23 protein-coding genes are annotated in these 20,785 nt (G+C 63.1%); 5 read left to right on the top strand and 18 right to left on the bottom strand.

The features are described from left to right. Genes NZ993_06525 through NZ993_06480 form a run of 10 tightly spaced genes read right to left on the bottom strand, consistent with a single transcriptional unit; the run spans position 1 to position 8,618 of the window. Positions 1–312 carry a hypothetical protein gene (locus NZ993_06525; protein MCS7155448.1) on the bottom strand — a complete coding sequence of 104 codons (312 nt, stop codon included), beginning with the start codon at positions 310–312 and terminating at the stop codon, positions 1–3. Then, complete coding sequence (locus tag NZ993_06520) at positions 297–1,787, bottom strand: oligosaccharide flippase family protein (protein ID MCS7155447.1); 1,491 nt, start codon at positions 1,785–1,787, stop codon at positions 297–299. Before NZ993_06520 ends, NZ993_06525 begins: the two co-directional genes overlap by 16 nt. Then, the gene (gene aroQ / locus NZ993_06515) at positions 1,787–2,215 is read right to left on the bottom strand and encodes a type II 3-dehydroquinate dehydratase (GenBank protein MCS7155446.1); all 429 of its coding nucleotides are present in this window, start codon (positions 2,213–2,215) and stop codon (positions 1,787–1,789) included. Before aroQ ends, NZ993_06520 begins: the two co-directional genes overlap by 1 nt. Beyond that, positions 2,212–3,057 (bottom strand): MBL fold metallo-hydrolase, encoded by an 846-nt coding sequence (locus tag NZ993_06510; GenBank protein MCS7155445.1) that lies wholly within the window; start codon positions 3,055–3,057, stop codon positions 2,212–2,214. Before NZ993_06510 ends, aroQ begins: the two co-directional genes overlap by 4 nt. Next, on the bottom strand, positions 3,044–3,241 hold the full coding sequence (locus NZ993_06505; GenBank protein MCS7155444.1) for a hypothetical protein: 198 nt from the start codon (positions 3,239–3,241) through the stop codon (positions 3,044–3,046). Before NZ993_06505 ends, NZ993_06510 begins: the two co-directional genes overlap by 14 nt. Then, positions 3,241–3,930 carry a hypothetical protein gene (locus NZ993_06500; GenBank protein ID MCS7155443.1) on the bottom strand — a complete coding sequence of 230 codons (690 nt, stop codon included), beginning with the start codon at positions 3,928–3,930 and terminating at the stop codon, positions 3,241–3,243. Before NZ993_06500 ends, NZ993_06505 begins: the two co-directional genes overlap by 1 nt. Beyond that, the gene (locus NZ993_06495) at positions 3,927–5,000 is read right to left on the bottom strand and encodes an NUDIX domain-containing protein (GenBank protein MCS7155442.1); all 1,074 of its coding nucleotides are present in this window, start codon (positions 4,998–5,000) and stop codon (positions 3,927–3,929) included. The genes NZ993_06500 and NZ993_06495 overlap by 4 nt, the downstream gene beginning before the upstream one ends. A gap of 7 nt (positions 5,001–5,007) precedes the next feature. Further along, positions 5,008–5,538, bottom strand: coding sequence for a macro domain-containing protein (locus NZ993_06490; GenBank protein MCS7155441.1), 531 nt, complete (start codon positions 5,536–5,538; stop codon positions 5,008–5,010). Positions 5,539–5,556: 18 nt separating this feature from the next. Next, entirely contained in the window at positions 5,557–7,260 is a 1,704-nt protein-coding gene (locus tag NZ993_06485) for an NAD+ synthase (protein ID MCS7155440.1), read from the bottom strand. A 2-nt stretch (positions 7,261–7,262) separates the two neighbouring features. Next, a complete protein-coding gene (locus NZ993_06480) occupies positions 7,263–8,618 on the bottom strand; it encodes a nicotinate phosphoribosyltransferase (protein MCS7155439.1) in 1,356 nt (451 codons plus the stop codon). A 136-nt stretch (positions 8,619–8,754) separates the two neighbouring features. Here NZ993_06480 and NZ993_06475 point away from each other — a divergent pair, with 136 nt between their 5' ends. Continuing rightward, on the top strand, positions 8,755–8,994 hold the full coding sequence (locus tag NZ993_06475) for a hypothetical protein (GenBank protein MCS7155438.1): 240 nt from the start codon (positions 8,755–8,757) through the stop codon (positions 8,992–8,994). Between the two features lie 263 nt (positions 8,995–9,257). On the opposite strand, the gene paaJ is transcribed toward NZ993_06475, so the two are convergent. From paaJ to NZ993_06435, 8 genes are all read right to left on the bottom strand, one after another. Continuing rightward, positions 9,258–9,734 carry a phenylacetate-CoA oxygenase subunit PaaJ gene (paaJ, locus tag NZ993_06470; GenBank protein MCS7155437.1) on the bottom strand — a complete coding sequence of 159 codons (477 nt, stop codon included), beginning with the start codon at positions 9,732–9,734 and terminating at the stop codon, positions 9,258–9,260. Continuing rightward, a complete protein-coding gene (gene paaC, locus NZ993_06465) occupies positions 9,728–10,483 on the bottom strand; it encodes a phenylacetate-CoA oxygenase subunit PaaC (GenBank protein MCS7155436.1) in 756 nt (251 codons plus the stop codon). The genes paaJ and paaC overlap by 7 nt, the downstream gene beginning before the upstream one ends. After that, positions 10,480–10,869, bottom strand: a complete 390-nt coding sequence (locus NZ993_06460) for a hypothetical protein (protein ID MCS7155435.1) — start codon at positions 10,867–10,869, stop codon at positions 10,480–10,482. The genes paaC and NZ993_06460 overlap by 4 nt, the downstream gene beginning before the upstream one ends. A gap of 4 nt (positions 10,870–10,873) precedes the next feature. Beyond that, complete coding sequence (paaA, locus tag NZ993_06455; protein MCS7155434.1) at positions 10,874–11,821, bottom strand: 1,2-phenylacetyl-CoA epoxidase subunit A; 948 nt, start codon at positions 11,819–11,821, stop codon at positions 10,874–10,876. Next, a complete protein-coding gene (locus NZ993_06450) occupies positions 11,818–12,393 on the bottom strand; it encodes a TetR/AcrR family transcriptional regulator (GenBank protein MCS7155433.1) in 576 nt (191 codons plus the stop codon). Before NZ993_06450 ends, paaA begins: the two co-directional genes overlap by 4 nt. A gap of 84 nt (positions 12,394–12,477) precedes the next feature. Then, positions 12,478–13,659, bottom strand: coding sequence for a site-2 protease family protein (locus NZ993_06445; GenBank protein ID MCS7155432.1), 1,182 nt, complete (start codon positions 13,657–13,659; stop codon positions 12,478–12,480). An 8-nt stretch (positions 13,660–13,667) separates the two neighbouring features. Continuing rightward, positions 13,668–14,906, bottom strand: a complete 1,239-nt coding sequence (locus NZ993_06440) for an arginine deiminase family protein (protein ID MCS7155431.1) — start codon at positions 14,904–14,906, stop codon at positions 13,668–13,670. Between the two features lie 9 nt (positions 14,907–14,915). After that, positions 14,916–15,869: a glycosyltransferase family 2 protein gene (locus tag NZ993_06435; protein ID MCS7155430.1), complete on the bottom strand. Its 954-nt coding sequence runs from the start codon at positions 15,867–15,869 to the stop codon at positions 14,916–14,918. 136 nt (positions 15,870–16,005) lie between these two features. Here NZ993_06435 and trkA point away from each other — a divergent pair, with 136 nt between their 5' ends. Genes trkA through NZ993_06415 form a run of 4 tightly spaced genes read left to right on the top strand, consistent with a single transcriptional unit; the run spans position 16,006 to position 20,781 of the window. Beyond that, positions 16,006–17,352 (top strand): Trk system potassium transporter TrkA, encoded by a 1,347-nt coding sequence (gene trkA, locus NZ993_06430; protein ID MCS7155429.1) that lies wholly within the window; start codon positions 16,006–16,008, stop codon positions 17,350–17,352. Further along, positions 17,353–18,837, top strand: a complete 1,485-nt coding sequence (locus NZ993_06425) for a TrkH family potassium uptake protein (protein MCS7155428.1) — start codon at positions 17,353–17,355, stop codon at positions 18,835–18,837. It begins immediately after the preceding gene. After that, positions 18,834–19,370: a hypothetical protein gene (locus NZ993_06420; GenBank protein ID MCS7155427.1), complete on the top strand. Its 537-nt coding sequence runs from the start codon at positions 18,834–18,836 to the stop codon at positions 19,368–19,370. Before NZ993_06425 ends, NZ993_06420 begins: the two co-directional genes overlap by 4 nt. Continuing rightward, positions 19,357–20,781: a hypothetical protein gene (locus tag NZ993_06415; GenBank protein MCS7155426.1), complete on the top strand. Its 1,425-nt coding sequence runs from the start codon at positions 19,357–19,359 to the stop codon at positions 20,779–20,781. Before NZ993_06420 ends, NZ993_06415 begins: the two co-directional genes overlap by 14 nt. The last annotated feature ends 4 nt before the right edge of the window (positions 20,782–20,785 follow it).

Raw genomic sequence — 20,785 nt, 5'->3', positions numbered from 1 at the left:
CTACGGCTCCCTGCTAGAGGCCACGACCTTCCAGGAATGAACGCGGATCCAACTTCGCTTCTGTCCGTACCATTCGCCTTCCTCTAGGCGCCCTCGCACTTGTACGCGCGCCGGCAGACGGGCCTGCAGAGCCTCGCGGTCGGCCTCCGATACGCGAAGCAGATACCGCTCTCCGGAATCGGTAACCAGGGCCAGTTCCGTAAACGGCTCATGACCCGTCACCTCTAGAGAACCGACCCAGAGGTTTCGGCCCGCCGAACAAGCCAAAGCGAAACAGCTAAGCAGAGCAAGCACGCTCAACTGGCGCCCCATCCTGAGCCCTTTCGGCCCGGTAGCCACCCGAAAGCAATAAAAGAGCCGATCGCGAAAAGAAGCAACAGGATGCGCCCTCCCAAGGCCGGATCCAGCCACAGAAAGAGCGCGTAAGCTAAAGCCGTAATCAAGCAGATGCCCCCGAGATCCCGCCACGCGAAGGGTATGGGATAGTAGCGCTGAGCTCGGGCCAGCAGCGCGACGGCCATGGCAAGGTAGCTCAGCAGGGTCGTCCAGGCGGAGGCGGCCATTCCATAGCGGGGCACCCCCCAGGCGTTGCCCGCGAGCGTAAGCAGGGCCCCGCCCAAGGTGATCCAGGGAAGATCGCGCGTGCGATTGCGCAGAAACACCCCCGCCGACGCGTACACGTACCATCCTTGGGCCAGATACGCAAGCAGAATCAAGGGCACAATGAAAAGCCCTTCCCAGTAGGCGGGGTCTACTACGTAGCGCATGCGCCCGCCGATAGGCAGACCGATCCGCACCAGATCCCGAACGAAAAACGAAACGGCCAAGAACAGCAGGGCTCCCAGAGCGGTGAACAGCGTAAAGATGCGCGCAAAAAGGGTCGGCGCTTTGGGATCGCGGCCCCGCTCCAGAAAAAACGGCTGCCAGGCTAGGCGAAACATCTGCACGTACAGCAGCATGAAAACGCCCAGCTTGTAGCAGGCCCCGTATATGCCGGCCACCTCCACAGGGGTGGTATCGGCCCCGTACAGGCGGGCAGCGGCCTCCTGCGGCATGCGCACAAGGAACAGCCGATCGACGCTTTCGGAAATCGCGTAACCCAATCCGGTGGGCACAAAGGGCAGTCCGAAGCCCAACATAGCCCGCCAAAGCCCCCGATCGAAGACGCACCGCAACTGGCCGCGCTCTAAGATCAGGGAGAACGCGGCCAGAGCTAGACTGGCGGCCGCGTTGCTTGCCAGCACGGCCTCCACCCCCCAGCCCAGGGCCAGAATGAGCCCCAGATTGAGCAGCACATTGAGCAGCACGTTTCCGGTTCGCAGCCCCGCATACAGCCAGGCCCGCCGCTTAAGGCGCAGGGAAGCCATGGGCACCACGGCCACGGTGTCCAGAAACAGCACAAGGGCCATCCAGTAAACCAGATCCCGATGCCTCATCCCCAACCCCAACAACTGGGCCACGGGAGCAGCCAGCGAAACGAGCGCAAGCGAGAGGCCTAATGCGCTGAGGAGCAGACTCCAGAAAGCCGTGCTGAAGACCAGCTGGGCTCGGCAGGCGTCCGCGGCCGCGGCATGGCGCAAGTAGCTAGACTCCATGCCGTAGGTAAAGAGGATGTTGCCAAATACGAGGGCCGCGTAGACGACGCTGATCACCCCGTAATCGGAGGGCTCAAAGACGTTCGTGTAGAAGGGCACAAGCAAGTAGTTCACGGACCGGGCCAGAAGCGTACTGAGCCCGTATACGGCCGCGTCGGAGGCCAGCTGCCGGATCGGCGACGGGGCGGCCATCAGGAGCGCGCTCGGGTCAGGTACAAGACGGCCAGGTAATAGCTCCACGGGCCCAGGCCGGCTATCAGGCCGGCGCACACGGGGGCGAGCACGGACCGATGCCGAAAGGGCTCCCGCGCGTAGATGTTCGACAGATGCACCTCTATTACGGGAAACGTTGCCGCCGCGATCGCATCACGCAGGGCGTAGCTGGTGTGCGCCAAAGCCCCGGCGTTGAGCACGGCGCCCTCAACCCCCTCCTGCCGCGCCGCATGCAACCGGTCTATGAGCGCCCCCTCGTGGTTGGAGTGAAAATGCAACAGCTCATGCTCCGAGAAGGCCTCTTGCAGCCAGGCGATCAGCTCTTGTAGCGATTCGGTCCCGTACCAAGCGGGCTCGCGCTGGCCGAGCAAGTTCAGGTTGGGGCCATTGAGGATGAGGATTTTCATGCGGTCGGCTCCGAATGCGCCTTCAGCCAGGGGATCCTGAGCTCCAATCCGTCGTAAGCGGGCTGCACGAACTCGGGCAAATCGGCTTCAGCCTCAGCGTGCAGCACTTCGTGCGTGAGGTGGATAAGATACGTTTGCTTCGCCCCCAGACGCCTGGCCGCAGATACGGCCTCATGGATGCTGAAGTGCATAGGGTGAGGTCGATAGCGCAGAGCGCCCAGTACGAGCACTTCCAGGCCCTCCAGAAGGGGCAAACTCTGCTCGGGAATTTGGCTCACGTCCGTTACGTAAGCAAAAGGCCCGATCCGAAACCCAAGCACAGAAATGGGGCCGTGCCAGACGGGTATGGGCTGTATGTCGAGCTCCCCGATGCGAAAAGGACCTATGATCTCGTTTAGCTGCACCTTGGGAATACCTGGCATGGGGGGATCCAGGAAAACATACCGGAACATGTGCCGCAACATAGAGGCCGCCTCCGGGGAGGCGTACAGGGGGATAGGATCGGGCTGCAGGTAGTTGAAGGCGCGTAGCTCATCTAAGCCCATGACGTGATCGAAATGGTGATGCGTGTAGAGCACAGCGTCAATACGCGGGATCCCGTAACGCAGCGCCTGCAGCCGAAAATCCGGCCCTGTGTCGATAAGCAGGCTTGTGCGGGCCGTGCGCACCCACGCCGAACAACGCAGCCGCTTATCCCGCGGATCTGAGGAAGTGCAAACCCGGCACCGGCAGCCGATCACGGGGACGCCCGTGGAGGTCCCCGTGCCAAGCAGCGTTACGCGCAGCTCATGGGGCCGAGGGGCGCTGTGCGCCGATCCGAGAGGATGATTAAAGGGGTGCACGCCGCAGTGCTTCCTCCAAAATCGCCACCTGAATTTCAACCGGACTGCGGCGGTTGAGCACCACAACGGATCGGCCCTTCAGACGGCAAGGCCCTCCTAGAAACGAGCCGGTCTCGCGCCGGACTTCCCAGCCGCGGGCGCGCACCGCCTCCTCGAGCTGCTTCAGGATGGCCCTTTTGCCCACTAGAAACTCAACCCCAGCGAGACCCGCACATCGGACCAGAGGTAGTTGAGTTGGCTATCTTCGAAGACCCAGCGCCAGTGCCGGTATCCAGCTCCGAAGGCCAAGCCCCAGCGAGAGGCGCCTATGCGATCGGTGTACAGGCGCACCTCGGCTACAAAGCCAAGAGAGCGACCATTGCGCAGCCCGAAGGATTCAAAGGCCAATCCTCCGAAGGGCGCAGCCCGCAACAGCCCCCAAAGCCCACGTCCGATCGAAGGCCGCCACCCTAGCCCGCCCCCGAACGTGAGCACGCTCACGCTTATGCCCTCGCGCATCGCGCCCTGAGGAGATACAGAACGATAACCGGCGAACAGCCCGAAGGGCACTTCCAAGGCCCATAACGGCGCCACGGGTAAACCACCCCACAGATGCCCGCCCGCCTCCCAGTACTCCAACCGCTTGCCCCCTGCCCGAGGCTGCCAAGAGAGGAACAGATCCAGGTTCGGCTGCGAGAACATCAGCCCTGGAGCCCAACCGGACCAGTCAAGCGTGCTCGATCCGGTCTGATGCTGAAAGCTAGCCTGGTGGCCATTGATCCAGAGCACGCTCATGGGGGGGCTGGCCCAATCCGCTGTTCTGCCTCTCCAAACCTGCCCCCAGCCGGCGATGGAGGGCATGAGCGAGGCTACCAGCGCAACCCATCTCCTCATGAATCGGCCCCCGCCATCATGGCCCATTGAGGCTCCTCGGGGATCCCGGGATGGTCAACTGGGGGGGAAGCCGCAGCCCCGTTGGAGTCCGGGGGGCTAAGCAGGTGCCGTACGTGGGTCAGCACCTGGCGCAGCGTCTCAAAACCCACAAGCTCGATCGCCTCTTCGATGGGCGTCCAACGGTATTCCGTCACTTTGGGGTTATGGCCCACAGGGAAATCCTCCACCGGTGAGCGCATCGTATACCAATGGGTGGTCTTCAAAATCAGGTGCTCGCCGTGCGAGTAGACGTGTTGCGAGGCCGTTACGTAACGCTCGAGCACAAATGGGAAGTCCCCGACCTCTTCTTTGACCTCCCGCAGGGTGCAGGACTCAAGCGTAAGATCTGTCGGATCCATCTTCCCCTTGGGCAGGTCCCAGATGCCCCTGCGTTTGAGCAAAAGCACCTCAAGCCGCCCTTCGCGCCAGCGGTGCAAAATACCCCCGCCGGCCAACACAAGACGCAAGGGCCGCTCGCGGTTGAGTACATACGCCGTCGGGACGAACTCCACCGCCCAAAGGTCCTCTTGGCCGTGACGGAGAAAGACGAAGCCGTCTTCGTGCATGGCCAGCGCGTCCACAAGAAGCGCGAAGCCCCGGTCTGCCCAATTACGCCGCGCATCCTGCAAGGCCAGCTCCGGTTGGGCGCGCAGCAGCACAGCTGGATCCTCGCGCAGGCCATGACGCCGGATTTGCCGCCAGCTAGCGCGATGAATCCCAAGGCAGAGGTACAGAGGGGGCTGCTCCGGCCGAAAGGCTTCGAACGCGGAAAACTGGGGATGCAGACGCGAACGCACCCACTGGCCCGCGAACTCATACCACTGGCCTTGACCCGACTCCAGTACGCGCAACACGTCCTGCGCCGAGGGATCCCCCTCCCCTTGCCAGTGGCGCAGGGCGACAGACGCAAGCTCCGAGACTCGAGCCCACCCCCCGAGCTCGAGTCGCAACCCATAGGCCGGCTTGAGACCTCGCAAGATCGAACTGACGTACCGACCCAGCTGGACGGAGTCTGGCCCCATCGCTGCCATATGGCCTTCAACCCTCCACGTTAGGCGGCTCAAGCTCCGCCCAGATCCGCTGGGCGAGCGCATAGCTTTCCGAATCGTACAGGCACAGCACTACCTCTTGAAGGGAGCTGCGCGTGCGCTCAGCGAAGTAATCCCGAAGGGTCTGCAAGATGATGCGCAGCGCGGGTTCTTTGGGGAAGCCAAAAACCCCTGTGCTGATAGCCGGCAGGGCGAGGCTGCGAATCCCCTGTTGCTCGGCCAGTTCCAGGGTTGCCCGCACGGCTTGGGCCAGCAGACGCTCGGGCTCCGGATCCACCCCGTATCGCGGCCCCACGGCATGAATCACATAGCGCGCCTTAAGCCGTCCGCCGGGGGTCAAGACGGCCGTGCCAACCGGCGTGTAGCCGATCCGATCGCAGGCCTGTTGGATCTCAGGCCCCCCTTTGCGGGCGATGGCCCCGGCCACACCGGTGCCGAGCTTAAGGTGCTCATTGGCCGCGTTGGTGATGGCCTCTACGTCCAGTTCGGTGATGTCCCCCTGCAAAATCCGAATGGGCATCGCGCTTGGCCCCCGCTTTCACTTGGTTGTCAAGGCTGCTGGCCGCACTCGGCTCTCGATAAGAGGCATGCGTTGCACCGTCCAACGCTGCACGATCGGGAACCGGCGCCCGTAGCCGAAGGCCTTGGGGGAGACGCGTAACACAGGAGGGCCCTGGCGGCGCTTGTATTCGTTTTGATCGACAAGCCGGAGCACGTACTGCACAAGCGCTGGATCATAACCCGCATCCAGGATCTCCTCAACCGAGGCGTGCAGCTCCAAATAGCGCTTGAGGATGTCGTCGAGCACCTCATAGGGGGGGAGCGTATCCGTATCCTTCTGCCCGGGCCGCAGCTCCGCCGAGGGGGCCTTAAGGAACACGGACTCGGGAATGAGCGGAAAGCCCGCCTCTTGGTTGAGATGGCGGGCCATCTCGTATACCTCGGTCTTGTACAGGTCCCCGATCGGAGCTAGCCCTCCGGCCATGTCGCCGTAGAGCGTGGCGTATCCGGTGGCGATTTCGCTCTTATTGCCGCAGGCCAAGACCATATCACCGAACTTATTGGCCAGGGCCATGAGCACCACAGCCCGGGATCGGGCCTGGATGTTTTCCTCAGCCACTCCGGGCTCGGTGTCCCGAAAGAGGGGCGCGAGCATGTGTTCAAATGCCCGAAAGGCGGGTTCGATGGAAATCGAGTAAAAGGGGATCCCGAGCGTACGCGCCAGCTGCTCGGCGTCCGTTCGCGAAGCCTCCGAGGAGTACCGGCTCGGCAGGCTCACGCCCACGACGCGCTCCGGTCCCAGGGCCTCTACGGCCAGCGCGGCCACAAGCGAGGAGTCGATACCCCCGCTCATGCCGACCCAAACGCGCTCAAAAGCCCCTGTTTTGCGGGCGTAGTCGCGCAGACCCAGCCGAAGCGCCCGGCGGACCTGCTCGGTCTCATCGCCTATGGGCGGGACATGACCCTCCACACGGGCCGTTTTGAGATCCCAAAGGCCGATCGCCTCCTCAAAGGCCGGCAGGGCCAAGGCGCAGCGGCCATCTGGGGTGTAGACGCGGCTGGATCCGTCGAAGATGAGATCCGTATTGGCTCCCACTTGATTGGCTAGCACTACGGGGACCTCATAACGGGAAGCGATACCTCGCAGCAACGCATCGCGTTGCGCGATTTTGCCCCGCGCAAAGGGCGAGGCCGAAAGATTTAAGAGCACATCGACGCCCTGCTCCGCCAGCTCTCGGACCGGGTTGCGCGCGTACATCCACCAGCCCGCTTGGGGGTCGTCGTTCCAGATGTCCTCGCAGATCGTGATGCCGATTCGCCATTGCCCGATCCGAATCGGCTCCGAAGGCGGCCCAGGTTCAAAATACCGGTATTCGTCGAATACGTCGTAGGTAGGCAACAGCTGCTTGGCCACAACGGCGCGGATTCGACCGCCCTCGTAGACTACGGCCGCGTTCAAGAGCCGTTTGCCCACTTCCGAGGGATTCGGCACCGGGGCGCCCAGGACGACAACGAGCCCCTCGGTGTCGGGGGCCAAGGCCTGCAGGGTGCGCCGTATGGCGGCTAGAAAATCCGGCTGCTCCAGCAGATCCAGGGGCGGATAGCCGACCAGGCTCATCTCGGGCAAGAGCAGCAGGTCCGCTCCACGATCGCGAGCGCGCTGAATGGCTTGACGAATTCGCTGGGCGTTCTCCTGGAGATCACCCACGGTCGGGTTTAGCTGTGCGATCGCGACGCGCATACTTATCCAACCTGCTCCATGACCTGTGCAAACAAACGCTCCAGTTTCGCACTGATCCGGACCGGATACACGGCGGGCTCCTCCAGATCGCGCACCGGCTCCGGAAGGGCGGCAAGCTCCTGCTGGGCGCGTTGGCGGATTGCCTCTAGCTCCGGCAGCGGCTCCGAGCGCGTCCCCCGAAGCAAAACCGGGACCAATAACGGTTCCCCACCCTCCGGGGGGGGCTCCTCCTCCCAGGCTACCAGGTCATAGGTCAGGCGGCCGGTCGAATCTCGAAACCGGTATACCTGCTTCGATGCTGGATAGGTGCGCTTGGCCTGGCTGAGCTTGAGCACGAAGCGCTCCGCGCCGTTGTAGGAGAGCTCCACCAGCTTATATACCCCTCCGACCCAGGGGGCGTCCTCGGAGGTGACCATCTTTGTGCCCACTCCGAACCAATCCGCCACCCCACCTCGACGCAGAAAATCCCAAATGCGGTATTCGTCCAGATCTCCGCTGATGCCGATGCGCACTTGCCTTAAACCGGCTTGATCGAGCCGGCTGCGAGCTTGCTGGCTTAAGTATACGAGGTCACCGCTATCGATCCGGATACCCCGAATCGAGCCGCCCAGAGCGATGGCGTGTTGCACGCCCTCCAGCGTGTCATAGGTGTCCACAAGCAGCGTCGTGTGCTCCGGAAAGACGCGGTGAAAAGCGCGAAAGGCCTCCAGCTCGTTGCCGAAAGCCATAACCCACGAATGGGCCATGGTGCCAAACACGGGGATACCCCACCGGTAGCCCGCCTCCACGTTGGAGGTGCCCACGCATCCTCCTATATAGGCGGCTCGTGCAGCATACACGGCCGCCTCGGGGCCATGCGCACGCCGAGAGCCGAAGTCGATCACCGCTCGTCCCTGGGCCGCCTGCACAACCCGGCTGGCTTTCGTGGCTACTGCGATCCCTAAGTTAAGTGCAGCCAGCAAATACGTTTCCACAAGCTGCGCCTGCACAATCGGAGCCCGCACGCGCAGGATGGGCTCCCCCGGGAAAACCACTCGGCCCTCGGGTATGGCCCATAGGTCGCCCGTAAACCGAAGCGTTCGCAAATACTCCCAAAAGGCCGGCCGTACGTGGGCAAAAACCGGTAGCGCCCTGAGATAGGCTAGCTGCTCTTCGGTAAAGCGCAGCTGTTCCAGGTATTGCACCACCTGTTCCAAGCCAGCCAGCAGCAAGTAGCCACGTCGGGGGGGCAGGGCGCGTACGAAGAGCTCAAACGTGGCCTCCACATGATGAAGGCCCTGCTCGACGTAGCCAGCAGCCATGGTCAGCTCGTATAAATCGGTCATGAGCGCCGGCGTAGCCGAGGGCGCGCGCGTCATGTTCGGGCGGATGACGATTTTAGTTTTAAAATTTAAGATACGCTTTCCCCGGAGGAGGCGCAATCGCGCACTGCTTGCCTTTGGCTGAAGAGGCCGCTACTTTAAATAAGAACCTCCGGCCTCAGGGCCTCTAAATATGTCCTGGAGCACGCAACATCTACTGGATCTATACGGAAAGCTGGAGGCGCTGCTGGAAACCTACATGCGCCTGCGCCACACGTCCGCAAGCCCCGCCGAATGGATGGAGTTCCGCCTCTCGGCGCTCCCTATTCTATATGAGCTCTGGCAAGAACTGGGCGTTTCCCCCCGGCTGGGCCAGTTCGCATACATGATCTGGCTAGAGGCGAATCTGGAGCTGGAGCGAGAGGCGATCTAAACCTAAAAAGCGAAAGCCGGCCTATCCGACCGGCTTTCGCCCATCCATCATCGCACACGCATCGTACGCGGCCTTTTTGTGTCCGCACCGCAAAGACATTAACAATTCGCATGCCACCCTGCAGGACCCTTTTTAGGAGGCCCCCTGGCCAGTTTTGTGGCCAAGGCGGCCCGTCTTTGATCCCAAAAAGAACAGCATCCTAAACGTGCGTTCTATTTTGGAACAGTCTGGCTCGACATACCCCTCCTAGGAGAGGCCGCTGGCTACTTGAGGGCCTTAAATTTCTCGAAGGGCTGTTGGCAACCGTCGCAATAGTAAAGGGCCCGGCAGAGTGTGGGGCCAAAAGGGCTATCCAGGCGCGTCTGCTTTGAGCCGCAGTAGGGGCACGTGACGGGTTGTAGCAGATCCTGCTCAGGGCCCCAATCCGAGGGCGGGGCAAGCCCCCAGCGCTTCATCTTCTCGCGCGCTGCAGGGGCGATCCGGTCTGTGCTCCAGGGGGGCGAAAGCGAAAGCCGCACGACGACCTCCGAAAGCCCCAGTTGGCGCAGGCGGTTTTCGACCTCGCTGCGCATCAGCTCCATGGCCGGGCAGCCGGAAAAGGTGGGGATCAAAACCACCTCCGCTCGATCCCCCTCTAGGCGCACCTCTTGCACCACCCCGAGCTCAACGATGTTCACCACGGGGATTTCGGGATCGGCCACCTCTTGGAGGGCGCACCAGATGTCCTGTTCGCTTACCATTTCGCCCCCGGAATCTGACGATGCAGCATCTGCATGGCCTCCAGCAGCGCGGCCAGGTGCTCCGTATGGTGGCCTCGCCGGCCGCCGAGGTGGGCGGAGGCTTGGGGGAGCCTGAGGTCAAGTGCACCCAAGTAAGCCCGGACCTCCTCCTCCCAGCGGGCCTGCAGGGCAGAGGAGCTGGGGATCCAACCCGCCTCCACCAGAACGGCCTCGCCTTCCGGAGGCTCCCAAAGTCCCAGCGCGTGGGGCCAGAGCGCCTCCAGGGCCTGTTGTAGGCGGTTGTGGCTTTCCTCGGTGCCCCGAGCCAAGCGCTCCAACCACGTCCGGTCGTGCAGCAGGTGGTATTTCTCCTCGCGCGTGATGCGTTCGGCTATGTCCGCCCAGGGCTCCCATGGGATCTGCTGCCAGTGCTCCAGCCGCACCCATTCGGCCAGGTCAAACAGATAGTGCCGAAGGATGCAGAAAGCCCAGTCCCCCCGCGGCAGCTCCGACAGCGTGGCGTTCCGATAAGCGGCCGGGCCGCGTTCGAAGACGAGCGTATCCGGATCCGGCGCCCCCAGGGAGTGCGCCAGCTCGTACCAGGCCAGCGCGTGGCCCATTTCGTCCTGAGCTATGCTCGAGAGCGCGATATCGGCTTCGATAATCGGTCCGAGCCCTGTCCATTCCGAATCCCGGTGCCCGAGCAGCAGTTCGTCGTCGGCCCAGGCGATGAGGGCCTGAGTGGCGGCTACGCGGAGGGCCTCGGTCATGGCTGCCCCCCCTCTTCCTCCTGGGCCCTGCGGATGCGCGGCCGCACCTTGTAGCCGGCTGCTAGCCGATAGGTGCGATCCAGAGCGGGCTCGAAGATGTCCGCGTCCTCATACGGGGTGGCGTAGATGGCTTCGGCGCGCACAACCCAGAGCTGTACGCAAGGTTCGCGGCGGCTGAACTGCTCTTTGGCCAGCACGAGCGCCGTCTGAGGGTCTGGCGCGTGCACGCTGCCCACATGCAGATGCGGCTCACCCCGCTCCGGCTGCCGAAACACCTCCCAGACAGGCCACTCCGTATCCGAGGGAGGCAGCGGCCCCTGGGCCCGCTCCAGGGCCTCAGGGATCCGATGGTGATACGGGGAAAACTTCCATCCGGGCTGGGCCATGGCCTTATGCGATCGGGAAGTCCGCGTAGCGCTTCTCGGCCAGCGCCAGGGCCTGGCGGACCCAGGCGTTCTCCTCCCAGGCTAACCGGCGCGTGGCCAGCCGGGCCTGACTCATGGGCCCCCCACCCCGCACGATCGTGAGGAACTTATCCCAATCGGGTTCGGTGTAGTGGACCACACCCTCTTCATCGATGTACAGGTTGGGATCCGGAATCGTCAGGCCCAGCTCCCAGATTTTGGGCACGAACTTGCGCAAAAACTCCTGCCGTTGCTCGTCGTTGGTCTTAAGCTTGATGCGCCAGCGCACAAGCTTCTCCGTGTGCACGGAGCGCGCATCCGACGGACCAAAGAACATCATGATGGGCTCCCACCAGCGGTTGAGCGCATCCTGCAACATGGCGCGCTGCTCTGGAGTACCGGTGGCCAGGGAGACCACGATGTCGTATCCATGCTTGATGTGGAAGGACTCCTCGGCGCAGATGCGCTTCAGGGCCCGGCCGTAGGGCCCATAGGAGCCCTGGGCCATCATGGTCTGGTTGACGATCGCCGCCCCGTCGATGAGCCATCCGATGATGCCCACATCGGCCCAGGTTTCGGCCGGATAGTGGAAGACGTTCGAATATTTGGCCTTGCCGCTGAAGAGCTCCTCGAGCATCTGTTCCCGAGACTTGCCGAGCGTCTCCGCGACGCGGTAAAGCAGATGCCCGTGCCCCACTTCATCTTGCACCTTGGCCGTGAGGGCCATCTTGCGCTTGAGCGTGGGAGCATACGGGATCCAGGAACCCTCCGGCAGGGCGCCCATGATTTCGGAGTTGGCGTGATTGTGAATGAGCCGAGCTAGCTCATAGCGATACTCCTCGGGCATCCAGTCGCCGGGCTCGATCTTCTCCCCGCGGGCAACGCGCGCCTCAAAACGCTCCAAGCGGCGGGCTTCCAGCTGAGCCTGGGTCATGTGGCGCTCTCCTTGATTAATCCGTGTAGTAAGATCTCGCTAAGTGCATCGGCGATGGCTTCGGCCGAGAGCGGCCCCTCAGGTCGGTACCACTGATAAAACCAGTTGGCCACGGACAAAACGGCGCGCGCGGCCATGGCGGGATCGACGGGCCGGAAGAGTCCCGTCGCGATCCCCTCCTGTATGATTTTTCTCCAGGCGGCCTCGTAAGCGTCCCGGTGCTCCAGGATGGCCTTGCGCCGCTCAAGGGAAAGCTGCCGCCATTCATGAAAGTACACCGTGGCCGCGGCCAAGTTCTGGGCGATCAGGGAGAAATGGGCCCGGAAAGCGCGCCGGAAACGCTCCACCGGAGAGGCCTCGGCCCGCAGCACCTCATCGATAGCTTGCAAAAACTGCTCCGCTGCGCGCCGAACGATCTCCCAGAGCAGGTCCTCCTTGCTTGCGATGTGTGCATACAGGCTGCCCCCCTGTAGCCGTAACTGCCGGGCAATGTCTCGAACGCTTGTGGCATGATAGCCACGCTCGCTAAAGAGGCTTTCGGCCACGCGACAGATGTCGTCAATCCGCCCCATAACCGAATCGAAATATATGCAATGCGGTTAGCAAATGCAAACGAACGGTTGTTCGTTTTCGCGTTTTTTCTGTCCGTGCGCTTTTTAGAAGGCCACGTTGAAGGGCGTTGGGCTGAAGCAGAGCACAAACAACACAAACCCCAGCCAGCCCAGTGCTCGGCGCCGAAAATCCAGAGGAACAAAGTAGAGCACGGGCGGATGATCGATCCGGATTATGGCGATAAGCAATACGACCCAGAGGAGCCATCCCGAGTAGCCCCAGGCGGCCAGTTGGGGTATCCAGTCGGCTAGCTGGGTGCAGACCAAGAGCACGATGAGCACGGGCAGGGCCCGACCCCAATCCGGCCCGTAAAGTCGGTACACGAAATAGGCCGCGATCAGGATCCAGAGCAGCCAGGTCCAGAGCACCCCCCAGGAGTGGCTCTCGTATAGCACCGGCCCCAGCTCCCGGATTAGCCCCACCCCGCCGAGGTACAGGAGCAGCAGCACGGCGAACCGGGCCAGCTGCCCATGCCAACGCGGCCCCAGGAGCGCGTAGGCGATGTGTCCGCCGTCTAGCTGCCCAATGGGCAGGAGGTTGAGCGCCGTAAAGAACAGCCCCAGCCAGCCGGCGAGGAGATAGGGGTAGTGATACATCTCATACATTGGGGGGGTGTGTTCCGATAACTGGCTCAGAAGCCAATACAAGGGGGTGGAGCCAATCCGCAGCGGGTTTCCCGAGGGCTCATAGCCGGCGAAAGTTCCGTATTGGAGCAAATGGGCGTGCAGCTCCGCATGGCCTCCGAACTGCAGCATGTACGTCGGAGGGGGCAGGGTGAGGAACCCATACAGCAGCGTGGCCAAGGATACCACGAAGCCGGCCAGCGGCCCGGCGATGCCGATGTCGAAGAGCTTGCGGCTGTCGGGCACCTTTTCCTGGATTCGGATAACGGCCCCCAGCGTGCCGATCGGACTTATAAACGGCATCGGGATGTAGTACGGCAAGGTGGTCCGGACCCCGTGTCGGCGGGCGGCTAGGTAGTGGCCGAACTCGTGCGCGGTGAGAAAGAGCAAAAACGGGATTGTAAAGTGCAGGCTGTCCTGCACGTAGCCCCACCAATTTGCGCCATGCACCAGGTCCCGACCCACCCAACCGATACCCGCATAGGTGACGGAGAGGAAAGTGAGCACAAATAGCAGCACGTGCACCCAAGGGCGACTGGTGCGGGCAAGAAGCGCCTCTGTGGGCGCGGCTTCGGGAGCTGCGACGGGCTGACGGGGCTCCAAGGGACCTCCTATGCCTGTGCGATGGGATCGCGGGCCAAGGGTAGGGTCATGCACCGGGCGCCACCTCGACCGCGCGAAAGCTCATAGCCCTCGAACATGACGGCGATTTTCTCCGAACCGTCGACGGGGAAGCCGCCATCCTCGTAGGAATCCAAAAACCCGCGCTGTTTGACGACCCTATAGCCGTGCGCTTTCAGTTCCTGGAAGGTCTTCTGGTTGCGCTCATAGCCGATCACCACGCCCGGGGCCAGGGCGAAAACATTGGCCCCGTCGGTCCACTGCTCGCGGTATTGGTCGATTTCGGCCAAACCGCCGCAGCGGATGAAAACCAGTTCATGGCCCAGGAGTTCCTCCAGGGCGGCCCGGATGCTGGGCTTGAGCTCCGCGCGCATCCCCTCGCCTTCCGGGAACAGGTGCACCACGTTGTAGCGCGGCAGTTCCACCAAAGGGGGAAAAACCACGCATTCCCGAGGGCTGGTGAAGGTAAAAATCGTATCCAGGTGCATGGAAGCACGCTGTTTGGGGATGTCTACAAGCAGCACGTGCCTGACGCGGGTGCGGCGGAACAACTCCATGGCGGCGCTTAGAGCCCCCCCGAAGGAGGTGCGCTCGCTGTGGCCGATCATCACAATATGCTCGTTGACCACGATCAAATCGCCGCCTTCGAGCGTGACCCCATAGTCGAGTAGGATTACCCGGTCTGGATGAGCGGAGAAGAACGGATGGTAGAGGGCCACGGTTTCCATGATGAGGCTTTCGCGCACCCGCGCCGGCGTGGCCGCGCGGCTGAGCAGAATGTGCTCCCCCACCACGGCGGCCAGGTCGCGCGTGAACATCAGGTTGGGCGTGGGCGGAACGGTGATCGGAAGGGGGGAGCGGCCCGTGATGGCCAACTCATAGAGTGCCTCCGCTTCTAAGCGCTTCAGATCCCGCTCAAAGGGCCGGAGGTTCTGCAGGGGGTGTAACTGCACGAAGCGCTCCACGAAGAAGGCGCGCGCCTCCTCGGAATACTCCAGAGCCTGGCGGAACAAGTTGGCGATGTCGTAGATCCCCTCCCCGTCGGGCAGTACTTTGCGAAACAAGGCGAGCATGTTCAGGTGCTCCTCGCGGGCGCCCTGTTCGAAGATGATGTCTTCGAACAGGAGCTCCGCCCGCTGGTCCGGGTGCACAAGCGAGACCTCCGCACCCGGGGTGTGCACGATTACGGCCCGCAGGCGTCCGACTTCGGAGGTGATCTCCAGATGCATGGTTGCAATTCAAGATAGGCTGGCCCCTGGCGGGGGGTCAAGGTTGAGCGTGCGGTAGACCACGTACAGGGGGCGCTGCTTGACCTCCTCGTAGATGCGGCCGATGTACTCGCCGATGATGCCGATGGTGATCAGCTGAATGCCACCCAAAAACAGCAGCGCGATGATAAGCGTCGTAAAGCCCGGCACGCGGGGCGTGGTGAAGTACCGATATAGATACAGCACGATCCCCACGAAGCTTATCGAGGAGACGAAAAACCCCATCCAGGTGGCCAGACGCAGCGGCGCACTCGAGAAGGCCAAAAGCCCATCCAGGGCGAGCCGCAGAAGCTTGCCCCAGGAGTATTTCGATCGGCCCCGGGCGCGGGCCGCGCGTTCATAGGGCACGCCAATCTGCCGGAACCCGGACCAGCTGCGCAGGCCCCGTACAAAGCGGCTTCGCTCCGGCATACGGCGCATCACCTCCAGCACGCGGCGATCGATGAGCCCGAAATCGCCGGCATCCAGGGGGATTTCTACCTCCGCCAAGGCGGACAGAAGCCGGTAGAAGATCCTGTAGGCCGTGCGCATAAGCCACGGCTCCCGACGCCGCGTGCGCACGGCGTAGACCACCTCGTAGCCCTGCTGCCATCGGCGCAGCAACTCCGGGATGAGCTCCGGGGGATCCTGAAGGTCCCCGTCCATGACCACCACGGCCCGCCCCCGGGCCCATTCCAGCCCTGCGGAAATCGCCCGCTGATGCCCGAAGTTGCGCGATAGCCCCAGCGCCCGCACGCGGCTGTCTTCGGCCGCCAAGCGCTCCAGAACGGCCCAAGAGCCATCTTGGCTTCCGTCGTCAACGAAGAGCACCTCCCAATCTAGATCCAGAGGCGCCAGCGCGGCGCGCAGACGCTTCAGAAGCTCCTCCAACACCGCAGCTTCGTTGTAGATCGGAATCACGATGGAAAGATCGGGGCTCGACATGGCCGCTCCGGATCAAGGCACAGAAAAGTTAGCGCAGGGTAAGCTGGTGCGCATGTGCGGTGCTTTTGCGGGATCTATGCCAACGCCGTAAACTTGCGCGGTTGTGGCTAGCTCGTAGTAGTAGTGTGCCGCCCACATGAAGATCGTCGTGCTCGGAGCCGGGGCCGTAGGGTTCGACATCGCCCGAATGCTCTCAATCGAGGGCCATGAGGTCACCGTGCTTGACAAAAACGAGGCCGCCTTAAGCCGTCTACGGGATCAGCTCGACGTGCTGGCCCTACAGGGGAATGCCACCTCGGCTCGAGACCTCAAGGAAGCCGGGGTGCATCAGGCGGACATCCTGATCGCCGTCACCAGCATCGACGAGGTCAACATCGTAGCCTGCATGCTGGGCTGGAAGCTGGGGGCCAGGGCGCGCATCGCGCGCGTGCGCAACGATGAGCTTACCCGACCCGGAGCGCTCATTCATCCTCAGGATCTGGGCATCGATCGCGTCATCCATCCCGAGGAGAGCGCAGCACAGGAGATCGGGCTTCTGCTCCAGCGCGCCGCGGCCACGGATGTGCTGAACTTGGCCGACGGGCAGATGCAACTTGTTGGCATCCGCCTCGATGCGCAGTGTCCGGTGCTGAACATCCCCTTAAGAGAGCTCGCAAACCAGCATACGGAGCTCTTGTTCCGCATCGTGGCCATCGTGCGGGGCCAGCGCACCATCATTCCAGGAGGTGGAGACATCCTACGGCGCAACGACCAGATTTTCGTGGTGGCGCCTACAGAGCAGATGCCGGCCATTATCCGGCTCTTAGGCAAGGAGAACGTGCGCATCCGCACGATCATGATCCTGGGCGGCGGATCGGTGGCGCTCAAGACGGCCGAGTGGCTGGTGCAAAAGGGCGGATATACGATCAAGCTCATCGAACCCGACCGAGACAGGGCCGTGGAGCTCGCCGCCGAATTGCCGGATGTATTGGTCATTCATGGAGACGGCACGGACATCGACCTGCTGGTCAGCGAGGGGATCGCGGACGTCGACGCTTTCTTGGCCGTAAGCCCAGATGAAGAGAACAACCTCGTTACCTGTCTCATGGCCAAGCATCTGGGTGTGCCCAAGACGGTGGCCTTGGTGAGCAAGCCCAATTACGTGCCCCTTAGCCAAACAATTGGCCTCGACGCGGCCGTAAACGAGAAGATCGCGGCGGCCAACGAAGTCCTGCGCTATGTGCGGGGTGCGCACGTGCTATCCGTGACCACCATCCCAGGCTTGGCTGCCGAGATCCTGGAGCTAGAGGTCTCCCCCCGCAGCCGGCTGCGGGGCAGACTCCTGCGCGACGTATCCTTTCCTCGTGGCAGCATCATCGGGGGGCTGCAGCGAGCCCGAAGCGCCGTCGTGGCCACGGGGCAGACTCGCCTAGAGGCCGGAGATCGCTTAATCGTCTTCGCCTTGCCTGAGGCGTTGGACGAACTGCGTCGCTTGGTGGGGTAGATGCGCCTCTCTTGGACTCCCCCGTTTAGCCTTCCCGCGGTGGGCTTCGCTTTGGGCGTCGTGCTGACGGCTGTGGGCGCAACGCAGCTTCTGCCCCTAGCCTTGGCGTTTGGGTTCAGAGAGCTTGAGCCTGCGCGCGCCTTTGCGCTGTCCAGCTCGCTCAGCATGGCCGCCGGTGTAGGCCTGGCTTGGAGCTTACGCCGACATGCGCAGGATCTGCGGCTGCGGGAGGGCTTTCTGGTGGTGACGGGGGGCTGGATCGTGGCCACGGCAAGCGGTCTACTGCCGTTTACGCTGAGCCGGAGCCTGGGCCTCGTAGATGCCCTGTTTGAGACCGCCTCGGGCTTTACTACCACGGGCGCCAGCGTGCTGGGCGGACCGGGTCGGCCTCGGGTCGAGGAGCTGCCGCAAAGCCTGCTTTTCTGGCGCAGCCTCACGCAGTGGCTAGGCGGCATGGGCATTATCGTACTCAGCTTGGCCATCTTGCCTGTACTCGGCGTGGGGGGCATGCAGCTGTACAAGGCCGAGGTGCCGGGTCCTACGCCCGATAAGCTCACCCCCCGCATCCGGGACACCGCCACGCGGCTTTGGGGCATTTACCTAGTGCTGACCGCGGCCCAAACCTTGCTGCTATCCCTACATCCGCGCGTAGGGTTGCTTGAAGCCCTACAGCACGCCTTTACGACCATGGCTACAGGGGGGTTTTCGACGCGTTCGGCTTCCATTGGGGCCTTTGAGAGCGCTTACGTGGAATACGTGACGATCCTGTTCATGGTGCTTGCCGGTATAAACTTCGCCCTGCATTACCGGCTGCTTCTGGGCCGGGTCGCGGCTGTGGCCTCGGATCGGGAGCTCTGGGCCTATGGGGGGATCGCGCTGCTGGCTTCGGGAATAGTTTTCATAGCACTCCTGGAGTCGGCCCCTTCGGCGGAGGCCGCCTGGCGCATGGCGCTGTTTCAGGTCGTCAGCATCCTCACTACCACCGGATACGCCACGGCGGACTATGAGGCATGGCCCCCCTTGGCCATAGCTACCCTGTTCCTGCTCTTTTTCGTTGGCGGCATGGCCGGTTCCACCGGAGGCGGACCTAAGGTGGTGCGCCTGTTGATTCTGTTTCAGAACGCCAACCGGGAGATCCGGCGCCTGCTGCATCCGCGCGCTGTGTTGCCGGTCCGACTCGGGAGCCGCGTCATTTCAGACGAGGTACTGCAGCATGTGCTCAGCTTCTTTACGCTTTACCTAGGCCTATGCGCCCTGTCTGTGCTCCTGTTGGCCTCTACCGGAGTGGATCTGCTCACGGCCATCGGGAGCACGATCACCTGCATCGGCAACGTGGGGCCGGGGTTCGGGGAGGTCGGTCCGGCGGAGCACTTCGCCCACCTCTCCGATGGGGCTAAGCTGTGGCTGAGCGCGCTTATGCTCGTCGGTCGGCTGGAGCTGTTTACGGTGCTTGTGCTGTTTAGCCGCTCGTTCTGGAAACGATGAGCCGAGTCGGCCTGCTTTTGGTGCTTTTGCTGGGCTGTCGGCCCACAGAATCGCAGAGGGGCCTGGAGGTGGCCACCGAAGAGCCCCCCACGCAAGAGGCCGAGGAGGTCTGGCTGCAGCTTTCCGTGCGCGGCCAGATGCGCCTATCCCTGTGGGCGGCGCGCTTGCTTGTATACGAGCGGCCGGATTCAACGGTGATGATCTTGCGCGGAGGGGTTCGGGCGCGCCTTTTTGAGGGGCAATCCGGCCCCCTTCAGGCCGAGCTGGAGGCTCAGGAGGGAACGTACTGGCCCCGGGCGCGCCGGATCGCCTTCCAAGGAGACGTACGGCTCCGGGTGGCGGATCGGCAGCTTTGGACTTCGGTTTTGGAGCTTGAGGAGGGAGAGGAACGCATCCGAAGCCCCGGCTTCGTGCGCATCCAAACCCCTGAGGAGTGGCTGGAAGGATACGGCCTGGAGGCGGCTTTTGATCTGTCCTGGTATCGGGTGCGACGCGTTACGGGCCGCGTCGCGGTGCCGGATGTGGGCACGTAAAGCGCTTCTTCTCGCGATAAGCTCCGTTTTACCGGCCGGGCTCGTCCGCGGCCAAGAGAATCCGCGCCGCATAGTCGAGATCGTGCACGCAGAGGAGCTCTCGGGACAGACCGTGGGGGGCCTTACCTATCGGAAGCTTATCGGCCGCGTGGAGATCCGCCAAGAGGAGCTGCAGCTGCGCTGCGATAGCGCACTGCAGATCGTAGAACGAGAGGAGATCCACCTTTTCGGACGCATCCAGATCGCGCAACCCACCGATACGCTTTGGGCCCGGCGGATCACCTATTATCACGGCCGGCGGGTGGCGGAAGTCGCAGGGCCTTTGCGCTACTCCGACGGGGTAACGCGCATCCAGAGCCAAGGGGCGCGCTACGACTATCGCCAGAAGCGGCTCGAGCTTACAGGTCCGCTCCACCTTGAGGATACGAGCTTTGCGATCCAGGCCCAACAGGCCCTGTACGAGACGGAGGCCAAGCGCGCTCTGCTTACGGGCTCCGTCGCGCTCTGGGGTTGGCGAGATTCTCTGCAGGTGCGCGCCGACACCCTGGAGTATTGGCGCAAGCTGGACCGGGCGCGGGCCTCGGGAGGCGTCTTCGGGCGCGATCTGCGGCAGCGGGTCTATTTCCAGGGCCCCCAGCTGTGGGTGGACCGCAAAAGCAGGCGCCTGCGGGCAGACGGGGCCCCCCTCTGGGCTCGCCTGCAAGCGGGCTCTCGTCCCGATACGCTCGGGCTTCGGGCCCATTGGGTCGAGGCCGTGGAACTCGATTCGCTGCGGCAACGCCTGGAAGCAGCCGAGGGGCTAGAGCTCGTCTCCCGCAGGATGGCCGCCCGCGCAGCCCATCTAAAGGGGCTGCGTCACAGGCAGAAGACCGGCACACGGGACTCGCTGTGGCTCTTCGGAAGGCCGCAGATCTGGCTGGAGCGCACCTGGCTAGCCGCCGATTCGATCTGGATCGGCGCGCGCGAGGGGGAGCTGGACTCAGCCTGGCTCCACGGTCAAGCCGTACTGCTAGAGGAGGACACAGCAAGCGGACGCTACCATCAGGCGCGAGCGTCCCGCATCCGGGCCGTCTTTCAAGACAGCCTCCTTGTGGCGTTGGAATTGCTCGAGGGGGCCGAGGTGCTCTATTTTCTGCGGCAGGACACAACGCGCAATGGGGCCGTTGAAATCAGGGCCCGTCAGATCACGCTCCGCTTCTCCGACGGACGCTTAAGCGAAGTGCGCATTCCGGGCTCAAGCGAAGGGGTGTTCTATCCCGAAGAGGCATTGCGGAATGGCCTTCCGTCGCTACCTGGCCTCCCTCGGAGGCCCGATCCGCGCCCCGGCTGGCGTATATGGGTGCGGGAGGATCGTCTGGAGGTGCGCCAAGCGGAGCCCCCTAGCTCCCTCAACATCCGCAGAGCGCAATAGCCCG

This window comes from Bacteroidota bacterium, from assembly GCA_025059945.1.
GTDB lineage: Bacteria > Bacteroidota > Rhodothermia > JANXDC01 > JANXDC01 > JANXDC01.
This window is presented reverse-complemented; position numbering and strand designations above follow the sequence as displayed.